Here is a 13,293-nt window from a genome sequence, read left to right on the forward strand (position 1 = left end):
ATGCACCTTACTTGCTCTCCATTTTTGGACACCATACCTAATTTACCACTATTTGAGCCTTAACTGAACCGTATTGTTATGCGATGTTATTTTCTTTAACTTCTGCGATCGGATCAACAATAGCTACCAAAGCAACAGGAATCGGCACGAAATAACTTGACTCTTCATCTAAGAAATCATCACCACCCATGCTGAAAGAATCTTGTACCCATTTAGAGATATCTCGCCCTGCTGATTTTGCCAGATCGATTACTTCGGATGATAGAGAGACTACACCTGGAACAAGTTGCGCCTCCAAGAAAGTAATCATGTCATGTACTTCAATAGCAGAAGCACCATCGGGATTGACTGGCTGACTAAAATCAGTTGTAAAAGTGTAGTAGGTCAAGTATTTAGCTGAGTCTGATGATTTGTTTTTCTCCAATTCTCGTAATGGATGGGTTGCAAACAGCAAGTAAGAGGAGCCTTTAAGATTGGGAAAATGTTCGCACAGGTTTTGTGCAGAAACAGCCATAAAGTCCGCTTCTCTTTGTCTAGCAAGAGACTGGGTTAAGGCTCCAATTGGATCAATGTCAAAAAAAGGTTGATGTTGTTTTGTACCTCCCTCACTTTCTTTCGGGTTCCAAGGCAGCAACCCTGCTAATCGATCGGGAGTTTTTTCTTGGCTAAAAAGAGCAAATTCTGGGTCAAAGTTAAATTTTCTATCTTTTTTGTTTTTCTGCTTGATTACGAGAACTTCAGAAACTGCTGACTCCATCTCTGTTTTCTCTTCTCCCAAAATAGGGCGTTGCCATTCTTTGGATTCAAAAACTAATTTATGCTTGTAAGTATCGTATTGAGTAACTTCCAAATTATGCCAAGTTTTGAGGCGTTTAAGTAGCTTATCGCGATCGAGAACCTCAATGGGTTTTAGCTGTTCATTTAACTTACGAAGCTCTGTCTCCATGAGATCACTGCTTTCCTTTGCTACTTGTAGAATTTTGTCTACAGTTTGTCCATCACCACTGTCATTTTCAATAGCACTTGCAATTTTGCCCTCTTGCTTATTATCAAGCTGTCCCAAAATTTTCAATTGCATACGCGGATCTGTAACTCCTGCTGTTTCGAGACGCTTTAGTAAGGCTGTATCTCTTTTTTCTGCTAATGTACCCTCTAAAATGAGATAGTAGGCAGTGACATCAGAAATTTGACCTAATCGAGCAACCCTCCCATTACGTTGCATTAAAACAGCAGGATCGGGACTGAGATCCCAATGCACAACTTTATTGGCTACTTGAAAATCTAATCCTTCGTCCGCCGCAGAAGTTGCGACAAGGATGCGGTATTTTTGGTTGCGATCGTAAAAATCCTTAACTACATTCTTTCGATCATCAGCACTCATCTCCCCAGTAAGAGCCCGACTTTGTTTAGGAAAAGTTGCGGTAATAATGGCAGTAGTTTGTAATACCTCAGTAAAAACGAGAAAACGAGAATCGGGATGTGCTTCTAGCATAGCTCTTAGCCAGTTTAGCTTGGCATTTTCAACACTTCTACCTGATGCCAACAAGTCTAAGGCTAATTTTGTCAGTTCTAATATTTCCTCTATCGTTGCTTCTAAATCTGTATCATCGTCATCATCTCGATCATTTTTTTGTTTTGCGTTCTCCAGTAGTTTTTTCTGAAAGTCACGAATAGCAGGTATATTGCCATCCTTCAAGTGGGCAGAGTCAAATGAAAAATTACTGTCAGAAGGAAATATAACCTTTTTGGCGTATCCTGTAACTGTATCCCTCTCAGTATCAAATTTCGCTAGGTGTTTGGAAATCTCGCGAATTAATTTCCTTAAATCTTGAGTATCAGCGAAGTTATCTGTCTTATACTTGTGCTCATTTTGCCATTTTGGATGATGGCGGACACACCAACGAAATAGCCAACAAGCACCTGCAAGGGAACTACTGGTTAAACGTGTTTCAAGATGTGCAGTAGCAAACCCTCCAAAACTACCCCTATGATCTCGATAAATACGCTGTACTGTCCTTTTGATTTTTTCTAGCGTTGACAGATACTCTTCATCAGTTTTTTCGAGACTTGGCTCACCTTCGCGGTGGGGACGAACTATCATTAATTTCGGAAATAATCTTTGGTCAGACCAATTACGAATCTCATCCTGTTGCCGCCAAATGACTGCTACGGGTGAATCATCTTTTGATATTGCTGCTCGAAGTTCTTTGTTGCCAATATCGTTAGCATAGGCATTCTCAAAAGCAGTTTGGTGTACCAGTAATCGCAATAAATTTGTAAATTGATTGGCAGATCGAAAAGGTGTAGCACTCATCAAGATAACTAGCTCTGGCGGTTCTGAGTCTTTCCAGAACTTACCTGCGATCATCTGATATGCAGTTTTATAAGCTTGTGTTGTCTCAATTGCCGATTCTACATATGACTCCCCATTGATGAGGTTAGCATTGCTGGCACAGTGATGACATTCATCAATGATGATGATATTTGGTTTAACTCCTTTAGGTAGCTCTTTCTTATCATTGAGATATCGTCTAGCAGCGTGCATACTAGCAATCCGAATACCTTTTTGACTAATGCTATCGCCATATTGTCTAAAAGAATCTACAACACTAATAATGCTTCCATCAACAGAATCTTTAATCACACTACGTAGTTTATCTCTAACATCTTCGGTTAAGCCACCAGAAGTTAGATAAAGACAACGCAAATCCTCTTTTTGTGCAATCAGCTTGTCTCTTAATATTAAGCCTACTTCAATTGTTTTACCTAAACCTACTTCGTCGGCGATCAGAATTCGCTTAATGCGAGACTCATGATTTTTAACATACTGTTGTAATGCTAATTGATGAGGAAAAGGATCTTTGTCACTAGCGGTAATCCGCCCCGAATAGATATTTGCGAGTAGCTCTAATGCACCCAACCTTAGAACAGTTTGAATATGATGCTGATGCTTTAGCTCATTTTTTTCGAGGACGCTTTCACCTGCATAGTATGTATGCTTTTCCTTGAGACGTAACCGTAAGTCAGGAAATTTTTCGTTGATTTTTTTCCAGTGGCGTAAGTTTTTGAAGCGGATACCTCGCCGATCTAGTACGCTGTTTTCGCTGTCAGTTGTTTCGATTGTATAGGCTAAATGGGTATAGGCATTGCGATCGCCACTACTGGGGTCAGCCCAGACAACATCTGCATGATTACCGCTCTCAGATGGGATTTCAAACAGCCTATACGTCATGCGTCTGTCCTCTGAAGTTTTTGATTATGCCCAAGTTCCCAATGCCTTTTAAAGAAGTAAGCTTATTTTGGAAAGCAGTAACTACATTTATTGAGGGCATAGCTTCCAATCATTTCGCCAGTATCAATATCATAAACGGGAAGTATTTTCCCATCACGAAAAACGTCAACTGGTATAATCCCAATATTATTAAGACCAATGAAAATGCTTAGGTCTGCATCTGCGAGATTGTGAGAACCCCAAAAATCATCCAGACCAACACGATGTAGTTCGCCAGTGTCGGGGTTGAGAATATACTCAAAGCCAATTTGTTGCGCTTTCTGATAAAGGGAAAGATTTTTAAGTCTCTTGCCCAAAAGCTTTAAATTTGACATAATTAATATTTTTTGACTATAAATAAGTTTTTCACTAATTTAATACTTGTCCCATCATCCTTACAAATCAAAGATTTGTCTAGCCCAAAAATGTTCAATTTTGTGAGCGGCTTGTCAGCCCTTTCCATCTCTTTAATCTAGTTTTGTACAAAAATGTGGAAAAATGTACTAAACTGTTCCTAAATGTGAGCTATAATACAAAAAAAATAACATTTCGTGATCTCATGAACCTAAAAGAAGTGTTAACCCTCGCCGATCGCATAGTCTTCGAGAAAACGGGTCAACACCTTGACGATTTACAAGCAGCGGTACTGAAAGGAACTCTACAACGTGAGACATACAAGCACATAGCCAAAGACTTTGATTGTTCGGAAAGTAGCGTTCGCAAAGTGGGAGCAGAATTATGGGAAATACTTTCAGAAGAGTTGGGGGAAGATGTTAGTAAATCAAATTTAAGCTCAGCAATGGAGAGGTTGCAAATCTTCCTGTTTTCAAAACATTTTGGACAGGATTCTGTGCAAATAGGCTTCGTTAATTTTTGTGGAGAAACTTTACACTCACCAGATACACCAAACTCACACTCACCAAATCAGGAAACATCTAACTCTAAACCAATTAAAACTCTACATCAAGATTTAAGCGAGATGCCGGAGTTGGGTAATTTCTACGATCGCACCCCCGAACTCCAAACCCTCACCACCTGGATTCTACAACAAAACTGCCGCCTCATCACCCTCACTGGTATCAGCGGCATCGGCAAAACATCCCTAGCAGTACAACTCGTACAACAAATCAAACACGAGTTTGAGTACGCAGTTTGGTACACACTAGACAAATTCCCAACCATCGATAAATTTCAATCTAACCTAACACAGCTTTTTTCCCAGTCAGAAAACCTAGATTCATCCCCAACAAACCAAAAACGCTTACCACTAATTAAATATTTACAAAACCATCGCTGTTTAATAGTCTTAGATGACGTTCACCACCTTTTCTGTAGCGGCGAATTGGCGGGAAAATATAAACCAGACTACGAAGAATATCGCTCTTTATTCAAACAGATAGAAAAATTCTCCCATCAAAGTTGCTTTCTGCTAGTCGGTTGGGAACCGCCGAAAGAAGTTCCTCAACTCACCAGCGAAAATACTCCCATTCGTACTTTACAACTCACTGGTTTAGACACCGCAGCCGCCGGAGAAATTCTCAGAGATAAAGGATTAACAGAAATTGATAACTGCGAAGCACTCATTCACCGCTACCAAGGCAACCCGTTATGGTTAAAAAGCGTGGCGACTTTGATTCAAGAGTTGGGAATCGGCGCGACAGAGTTATTAATAGATGATACCATATTGTTACCCGAAGATTTAAAAGATGTTTTACAGCAGCAGTACGATCGCACTTCCGAACTCGAAAAACAAGTCATGTCATTGTTGGCGACAGAAAACCAGCCAGTCAACTTCGCGAAATTGCTACAAAACGGACAAATATCATCATCAGATTTGCTAAACGCATTGCAATCTCTATCGCGCCGCTGCTTAATCGAAAAACAGGAAAGTCTTTACACTTTGCCACCTGTACTGAAGCAATATATCAAAGGGTTGTAACCAAATTAGTCCTGGACGCATAAATACCAAAGAAACCGGGTTTTTTACCGAGTCTGCAGGCTACGACGAAGTATTTTTGTAAAAAAACCCGGTTTCTGAACCGCAGGCGTCCAGGACTAATTTTAATAAAATTTTGCATAGAGAGCTAAAATAAAATTAACGCTTAAAAAGCCTACTCCTAGTACGAGAATGATAAAGATGGCGATACTGAAAATAGACTTTAGCCGATCGCCAATTCCGGGTTTTTCTGAGTTCATTGGTCAATTTTTACAGTAAATTTGCTCCGGCCCATTGAGAAATAGTAAATTATACCAATGCGCGAACAAAAAGGCAACTCCCGACAATCTCCAAACAACGCTCGTCCTCAGTAGCTCGCCTTTTGTTAACTTTTAATCTAAAATCTAAAATCTAAAAGAGTCTTAGGCATTTTTCGGTTAGCCTGGACAGCTATTGTCGATCGCCCGAACCCGATGACCCTAACTCCTGTAAAATAGAGGGCGCGTTGGGGCGAACCTTTTAACAGCCGGAATTGGGCGCGATCGTCACAGGCTCCCAAATACATAATAATATGGCAGTCATCCTTAACTTACTCACAAAGGTAAAAATAGAAGAGTGCCAAGAAATAATCTAAAACATATAACTGAAAATAAGGATAGAAATCGATGCTCCACCCAGTCTCGCAACCTTACCCACAACGAGCAAATACTATGACCCAAAGAGCCGTGCGGAAGCCAAAACCCTCTGTTGCAAACCGCTTGAGACCAAGTTTTCCTCAAAGGCACTGGCTGGAGCTGGCAGAGTACGCCTCTCTGGCGGCCTCTGGTGTGGGTTCCCTGGCGGTGGCTGTGTCAGGTCAAGCTTTTTACGGGGTGGCTCCCCTAACTTTGGCTTTGTCGCTGAATGTTGCTAACCGGTATCGCTTCGAGCAGCAAGTGCGGGTGCATCAACATTCGGAAATGGCCCAAGTCCAAAAGTCTGTCAATAAAGTCGAAAGAACGGCGGTGACGGTAATTGTTAAATTACGCAGGCAGTTGTCTGCAGATATTGCAGCGCTGCGCCAGCAAATGGCGACAATGCCTAGGGCTGAGGGCTTTGAGGATTCTCTCGACATTCAGCGGCAGTTGCTGAGTTTAGGAGAGTCGGTAGCTTCTTTGCAAGAAATCGTGGCGTCTGCTGTGCTCGATGTCCGCCAGCAGGTGAGCGAACAACTGCAAGATTTATCGGTTGGCCAACGGGCGAATCTCCAAGCTGTGGAACAGGCTATAGAGCAACTGCAAAGCGCCACGCAAGGCTTGACAGAAACTTCTATCACCCGAGACGACTGGGAAGTAGTAAATACTCGATTTTTGGAAATCCAGAAAGTCATGGCCAATTTGCAAAGCCAACTGCAAGCTCCCGCGCACCAATCAACGGCGGATTTGTCGATCGTCCAAGCTCAAATCCACCGTTTGGAACACGAGCAGCAAGAAGTTGTCAAACCTCACCTCAAGCGCTTAATCTCGGTTGTCAAGGAGTTGCAGCACACACAAGAGAATATTCATTAGTCATTAGTGAGCAGTCATTAGTCATCAGTCAGAAGGAAGATTTTTCGACTCAGACATTCTGCGACTAACGCCCGATCGAGTCCAAATTTTTCGACAACTGTGTTACAAAATGAAAAGCTAATCTGTCTAGTTCACCTGTTTTCAACCTGTTACAAGAAAATTAAATGACTGCAACCGTAACTATTGCTGATAACCCGTTACTAATCGGTCAAGGATTGCCTCCATTTGACGCGATCGAACCAGAACACGTAGTCCCCGCTGTTACTCAACTGCTGACCGAACTAGAAGCCTCGCTAGCTGACTTAGAATCGTCTGTAGAGCCGACTTGGAGCGGCTTAGTAGAACCATTGCAGCGACTCGGAGAGCGTTTAAATTGGAGCTGGAGCATTGTCGGACATTTGATGGGCGTAAAAAATAGCCCGGAACTGCGATCGGCTCAGGAAACAGTGCAGCCGGAAGTAGTAAAATTTTGGAGCAAGCTCAGTCAAAGCAAACCGCTTTATGAAGCTTTTAAAGCGCTGCGGGCTAGCGAAAATTGGGACAGCTTAGAGTCAGCTCAAAAGCGAATTGTCGAAGCCGCTCTTCGAGACGCTCAACTCTCCGGCGTCGGTTTAGAAGGCGAGCAAAAAGAGCGTTTTAATGCCATTCAATTAGAATTGGCCGAAATTACTACCCAATTTTCCAATCACGTCCTCGACGCTACCAAAGCATTCAGCATCACCCTCACAAACAAAGACGAAATTGACGGTTTGCCGCCGAGTTTGTTGAGTTTAGCAGCTCAAGCCGCTCGCAGCGCCGGCGAAGAAAATGCGGATGCCGAAAACGGCCCTTGGCGGATTACTTTAGACTTTCCGAGTTACGGCCCTTTCATGCAGCACAGCACCCGCCGCGACTTGCGCGAAAAGTTGTACAAAGCTTTTATCGGCAGAGCAAGTAGCGGAGAATTGAATAACTGGCCGTTGACCGATCGCATTTTAGCTTTGCGCCAGGAAAAAGCTGCTTTGCTCGGGTTTAGCAGTTATGCCGAATTGAGCTTGGCGAGCAAAATGGCTCCCGACGTGACAGCAGTGGAAGCTTTGTTAGAAGAATTGCGGCAGGCTAGTTATGATGCTGCTGTCAAAGATTTAGAAGATTTGAAAGATTTTGCTGCCGAAAAAGGCGCGGCGGAAGCTGGAGATTTGAAGCACTGGGATGTAGGTTTTTGGTCGGAACGGCGCCGGGAAAAAAAGTTTGCTTTTAGTGCCGAAGAATTGCGGCCTTATTTTGCTTTGCCGCAGGTATTAGAGGGGTTATTTGGATTAGTAAAGCGACTGTTCGGCGTGACAGTAACTGCGGCGGACGGTCAAACTCCTGTCTGGCACAAAGATGTGCGCTATTTCCAAATAGATGATGAAGCAGGAAATACGATCGCCAATTTCTATTTAGACCCCTACAGCCGCCCCGAGGAAAAGCGCGGCGGTGCTTGGATGGACGAGTGCGTGGTGCGCGCTAAATTTGTGGAAGCGTCCAAGACAACCACGCGGTTGCCGGTGGCTTATTTGGTGTGCAACCAAAGTCCTCCGGTTGACGGGAAACCGAGTTTAATGACTTTTGGGGAAGTCGAAACTTTGTTTCACGAATTCGGTCACGGTTTGCAGCATATGCTGACAACAGTAGACTATCCGGGGGCTTCGGGCATCAATAATGTTGAGTGGGATGCGGTTGAATTGCCCAGTCAATTTATGGAAAATTGGTGTTACGATCGCGCGACTTTGTTCGGGATGGCAAAGCATTACGAAAGCGGCGAAACTTTGCCGGAACACTACTACCAAAAACTGCTAGCAGCGCGCCACTACATGAGCGGCAGCGTCATGCTCAGGCAAGTACATTTTAGCAGCGTTGACATCGAATTGCACCACCGCTATCGATCGGGCGGCAGCGAAACTGTGGCGGATGTCCGCAACCGCATCGCTAAAACTACGACTGTTTTGCCTCCTCTGGAAGAAGACGCATTTTTGTGCGCTTTCGGACACATTTTTGCGGGCGGCTATGCGGCGGGGTATTACAGTTATAAATGGGCGGAAGTGCTCAGCGCTGATGCTTTTGCGGCGTTTGAGGAAGCGGGTTTGGAAGATGAAAGTGCGATCGCCTCTACAGGTAAGCGCTTCCGAGATACAGTGTTAGGATTGGGCGGCAGTTTGCACCCGATGGAAGTGTTTAAAACTTTCCGGGGACGCGAACCGAGCACTAAAGCTTTGTTGAGACACAGCGGTTTAGTTGCTGCTTAATTTAAGTGTGGAATAACTCGGGATTAATGCGGGTAAATTTCTCTGCATTAATCCCTGTTTTTTGTTGAATAAGATTTATACATATCCTGTATGTGTACGGTGCGGCGTGGATGAAGTCTTACCGCTACCCAGCAGATTCCAGGGTTATGAAGTACACAACAGATCGTTCGTTCCCCGTAGGGACACGGCGAAAGCCTTTGTCCCTAAACTTCATAAACGTGGAATACGCTATAATTCATGCGTAAAACAACTTTTTGCGTAAGTTTTATTGTTATAAAAGTGATAATTGGAGCCACACTTTTTTTATTGGTATTAATAGGACTAAAATTTTCAATACAAACGCATTTTATTGTAGAACATCATGCAGTAAACATCTGTAGTTTGGCACATCATCCCCAACTTTTGGTGAAAAATCGGGCAAAAAGTGCGATCGCCAGCAGCTTTTAGTTTAGGTTGGAAAGCTCATCAAAGCAGCATTGGCGAATATTTTTTGTCATTTAACACTAATTATACTTAACTTTCCCTCTCCCGGAAATTAACTTTATATTTCGCAACATTTACGGGTTGTTTTATCGATACAGCTAATGCTTTTATTTGCAACTAAAAATAGATGCTTTTACGGAATCTTTAAGATAGAGTAGCAACAGCGAGTCTTTTTTAAATTTTTGATAAAGAACGGGGTACTCGGCGTCAAAATGGTAAAAATTTTAGGTAGAAACTAAAAAAGTTAGTGGGGATTAAGTGGAGAATTATCAGAAAAAATCTTTGTATATTATATGATAAAAAGTAAGGATTGATACTCAATCGTTCACCTACAGATTAAAATTTTCATGGATATTCAATTAATTAATATCGGTTTTGGTAACATTGTGTCTGCTAATCGAGTGATTGCCATTGTCAGTCCCGAGTCAGCGCCAATTAAGCGGATTATTACTGATGCGCGGGAGCGGGGACAACTTGTTGACGCAACTTACGGCCGCCGCACGAGAGCGGTAATTATTACAGATTCGAGTCACGTCATCCTCTCGGCGATTCAGCCGGAAACGGTTGCTAATCGTTTTGTGATCAGCAAAGACGGTCAAGGTCGGGATGATTGAGGTTTGTCAGTTGCAATTTGAGCGCTTACAGTTTAGAGTAAGCGGAAACTTGAATTGTTACACGTTTCTATTCTAAAAATGAAATCCGGTAAATTAATTGTTTTGACGGGGCCTAGCGGTGTGGGGAAAGGCACCCTAGTACGATCGCTCCTCAATCGCCATCCCGAATTGTATCTTTCGGTATCCGTGACAACTCGATCGCCCCGTGAGGGAGAAATTGAGGGACAGCACTACTATTTTGTCAGCCGCAGCCGCTTTGAACAAATGGTTGAGGCTGGAGAGTTGGCGGAATGGGCTGAGTTTGCCGGTAATTTTTACGGTACTCCTTATTTTGGTCTCAAGCAAGGAATTGGTGAGGGAAAATGGGTAATCCTCGAAATTGAGCTCGAAGGGGCTAGGCAAATTAGGAATAATTTTCCAGAGGCCCTGCGAATTTTTATTTTACCTCCTTCTTGGGAAGAATTGGAGCGGCGCCTGCGGAGTCGGGGTCAAGATTCCGAAACTGCGATCGCCCGTCGGTTGCTGCGTGCTAAAGAGGAAATTGAAGCGGCGGGGGAATTCGATTTCCAAGTTGTTAATGATGATTTGGAAGTTGCTTTGAAAAAGCTAGAATCAATACTTAAGTTGGGTGAGCTTTCAGGTAACTAATGACTAATTACCCATTTCTCCGTCCTGGCTAAAACTTCGCTACTTTGTTTGATAGCAATACAAACTTTTAAATTCAATTCCAGAATATTTAAGGAAGGCGGAAATTTCCGTATCGGTTCGATTTCGCGAGGAGAACAGCCCAACATTTCCATATAAGCTAGCGTCCACCCAATAGCTGCAATATCCCCTACATTGCCTTCTCCGGCGCAAAGGTGACACCCCAATTCGCCCTCCGGCCCACACTCAGGACAAACCCAATTGCCCAGTTGTGAATTGGGCAGATTTGTGCGGGAGGCGGATGCAATTGTTAATGCTTTAATATGATTTTGAACTACTTGTTTAAAACCTCGGTTTTGGTTGCTGCGGTGGTCGGAATTGCCGTGCGATCGCCCGATTGCTACTGCTTGCTGTTGTGGCGAAGCAAGAGAGGCTGTTTGGTTGTCCCTGGTTACTCTAGATTCGCCTAGGTTCGCAGTTAGCGGAATACCATAGTCTTTCGACTCCGCAATCTGAGAGTGGTTGAGTGCGCTGGAGGAATCTGGTTCGGAAGTTGTGAAGGATTGTTCTATGCGATCGGCAAAATCTTGCAGTGAGAGGTGATGTTCGATCGCCAAAGACCAAGTTCTTTTATGTCGGAGGTCGCCATATTTTCGGGCTTCGGCCTCAGTAATACCGATCGCCGCAGCCTCTTGGCGCAGCACATTCATCGAAGTCATTGTATCTGATATCATTAGTTTGTTTGCAGTTAAATTTACGCTCGCCCGCTCAGCCTACAAATAAATTACCTTAGATATACTACAATAGTCCGGACTATTTTGAGATCCTAGTCGGAAACCCTTGATTTTCCGTTAGCAAGTGGATTCTGCACTCGCCCTGAAACGCTTATTTTACCCTTGGCAATCACACACTGTCCGAAGTATTGATAGTAGCCTAAATCTAAAATCTAAAATCTAAAATCTAAAATTGGATGACTTCAATTCTTCCCGATACAGCTTTATCTGTTGCCGGACTAACATCATACCTGCAAGACTTGTTGGAGGGCGATCGCAACCTGCAATCAGTTTGGCTGACAGGCGAGGTGTCGAACGTTTCGCACCACCCCAGCGGCTGCTTTTTCACTCTGTGCGACACCGACAAAAGCGCTGCTATTCGCTGCGTAGTGTGGAATTCTCAGCGGCAAAAATTGGTGCAAATCCCGGAAAAAGGAGAACAGTTGCTGGTTTTGGGAAGCATCCGGGTTTACAAAAATCGCGGCGAGTACCAGTTGACTGTTGTGCAATCGCTACCGGCTGGGGAAGGATTGCAGGCTTTGCGGTTGCAGCAATTGCGCTCGCGCTTGGATGCTGAGGGTTTCTTCGATCCCGCCAGAAAGCGCCCGATTCCCGCACACCCACAAATTGTGGCCGTGGTGACATCCGATACCGGCGCTGCTTGGGGAGACATTCAGCGGACTCTAGCCCAAAGATATCCGGGTTTGCGGGTGTTGCTGTCGCCCACAGGAGTGCAGGGAGAATTGGCTGCTGCTGCGATCGCCCGCGCGATCGCCCGTGTAGAATTGGACGGTAGGGCGGATGTGATCATTTTAGGGCGGGGCGGCGGTTCTGCGGAAGATTTGGCTTGTTTTAATGATGAGAGAGTTGTCAGGGCGATCGCGAATTGTGCGATTCCAATTATTACAGGCATCGGGCACGAAAGAGACGAATCTCTCGCCGATTTAGTAGCAGATAAACGAGCCCACACTCCCACTGCGGCGGCCGCTCAAGCTGTACCAATTTTAGCAGATCTTTACTTTGAACACAAGCAGCGAATGGTCAATTTAGCAAGTGCTGTGCGGGCAAGATTTCAGACAGAAGAAGAGCATTTGCAACTGTTACAAAATCGATTAAAACGTTTGCCTGCGACATCGCGAACTTTGCGGCAAGCAACTGGTAAACTGGAAGTATTGCAAGAAAAGTTATCCGCACTGAATCCAGCGGCGGTATTGCAAAGGGGTTATGCGGCGGTAATCCAAAGTGACGGTACGATCGTCCGCACAACTGACGGTTTGGAATTGGGAGAGGAATTGACGGTGAGGTTGAGTCGGGGCGTGCTGAAAGTTAAGATTGTAGAAGTATTGGATGCGGAAGAAAAGTTATGATTGATTCGCAGTTGCGCCAGTCTGACTGGAATTATGAGGAAACGGTCGATCGAATTGAAGCGATTATCGATCGGGTGGAATCGGGAGAGTTGCCTCTAGAGGAGGTTTTCGAGCAGTTTGGGGTGGCTGTGGAGTGTTGGCAGGAGTGCGAAAGGTTTTTGGCGCGAGGGAAGGAACAGATGGATTTGGCGATCGAGCTTTTAGCCGCAGAACCCGATTTTTAACCGGAGATAAACTCGGATTAATGTAGGTGAAATAGCAGGTAAAACCGAAAGTCCGACAGGGAATTAATTCCCTGTCTCATAGCGAAAGTCCGGGTGCATCTCAGTTTTGCACATATATCAAGTGGAAAGTTGACCATTGAGATAAGCACAGCGCAGAGAAAGGATA

General features: G+C 44.2%; 11 protein-coding genes. 7 read left to right on the forward strand and 4 right to left on the reverse strand.

All coding sequences use genetic code 11. From position 1 onward, the window contains the following. Positions 1–76: 76 nt before the first annotated feature. Positions 77–3,232 carry a helicase-related protein gene (locus QUA47_RS27990; RefSeq protein WP_333433183.1) on the reverse strand — a complete coding sequence of 1,052 codons (3,156 nt, stop codon included), beginning with the start codon at positions 3,230–3,232 and terminating at the stop codon, positions 77–79. A gap of 62 nt (positions 3,233–3,294) precedes the next feature. After that, on the reverse strand, positions 3,295–3,606 hold the full coding sequence (locus QUA47_RS27995; protein ID WP_333215655.1) for a hypothetical protein: 312 nt from the start codon (positions 3,604–3,606) through the stop codon (positions 3,295–3,297). A 224-nt stretch (positions 3,607–3,830) separates the two neighbouring features. On the opposite strand from QUA47_RS27995, the gene QUA47_RS28000 reads away from it, so the two are divergent. Beyond that, the gene (locus QUA47_RS28000; protein WP_333433184.1) at positions 3,831–5,210 is read left to right on the forward strand and encodes an NB-ARC domain-containing protein; all 1,380 of its coding nucleotides are present in this window, start codon (positions 3,831–3,833) and stop codon (positions 5,208–5,210) included. Positions 5,211–5,332: 122 nt separating this feature from the next. Here the strand turns inward: QUA47_RS28000 and QUA47_RS28005 are convergent, their stop codons facing one another. Continuing rightward, positions 5,333–5,467, reverse strand: a complete 135-nt coding sequence (locus tag QUA47_RS28005) for a hypothetical protein (RefSeq protein WP_333433185.1) — start codon at positions 5,465–5,467, stop codon at positions 5,333–5,335. 450 nt (positions 5,468–5,917) lie between these two features. On the opposite strand from QUA47_RS28005, the gene QUA47_RS28010 reads away from it, so the two are divergent. The 4 genes from QUA47_RS28010 (at position 5,918) to gmk (ending at position 10,766) form a co-directional block, all read left to right on the forward strand. Then, positions 5,918–6,754: a hypothetical protein gene (locus QUA47_RS28010; RefSeq protein WP_333433186.1), complete on the forward strand. Its 837-nt coding sequence runs from the start codon at positions 5,918–5,920 to the stop codon at positions 6,752–6,754. 164 nt (positions 6,755–6,918) lie between these two features. Then, on the forward strand, positions 6,919–9,021 hold the full coding sequence (locus QUA47_RS28015; RefSeq protein ID WP_333433187.1) for a M3 family metallopeptidase: 2,103 nt from the start codon (positions 6,919–6,921) through the stop codon (positions 9,019–9,021). A gap of 830 nt (positions 9,022–9,851) precedes the next feature. Next, positions 9,852–10,118 carry an extracellular matrix/biofilm regulator RemA gene (gene remA / locus QUA47_RS28020; RefSeq protein WP_006632566.1) on the forward strand — a complete coding sequence of 89 codons (267 nt, stop codon included), beginning with the start codon at positions 9,852–9,854 and terminating at the stop codon, positions 10,116–10,118. Positions 10,119–10,196: 78 nt separating this feature from the next. Further along, entirely contained in the window at positions 10,197–10,766 is a 570-nt protein-coding gene (gmk, locus tag QUA47_RS28025; RefSeq protein WP_333433188.1) for a guanylate kinase, read from the forward strand. On the opposite strand, the gene QUA47_RS28030 is transcribed toward gmk, so the two are convergent. Continuing rightward, positions 10,763–11,497: a hypothetical protein gene (locus tag QUA47_RS28030; RefSeq protein ID WP_333433189.1), complete on the reverse strand. Its 735-nt coding sequence runs from the start codon at positions 11,495–11,497 to the stop codon at positions 10,763–10,765. The two genes, gmk and QUA47_RS28030, sit on opposite strands and share 4 nt — an antisense overlap. A 236-nt stretch (positions 11,498–11,733) precedes the next feature. Here QUA47_RS28030 and xseA point away from each other — a divergent pair, with 236 nt between their 5' ends. Further along, on the forward strand, positions 11,734–12,903 hold the full coding sequence (gene xseA, locus QUA47_RS28035; RefSeq protein ID WP_333433190.1) for an exodeoxyribonuclease VII large subunit: 1,170 nt from the start codon (positions 11,734–11,736) through the stop codon (positions 12,901–12,903). Continuing rightward, entirely contained in the window at positions 12,900–13,127 is a 228-nt protein-coding gene (xseB, locus tag QUA47_RS28040) for an exodeoxyribonuclease VII small subunit (RefSeq protein WP_333433191.1), read from the forward strand. Before xseA ends, xseB begins: the two co-directional genes overlap by 4 nt. Positions 13,128–13,293 lie beyond the last annotated feature (166 nt).

The organism is Microcoleus sp. MON2_D5, from assembly GCF_036701905.1.
In the GTDB taxonomy this organism is placed as follows: domain Bacteria; phylum Cyanobacteriota; class Cyanobacteriia; order Cyanobacteriales; family Microcoleaceae; genus Microcoleus.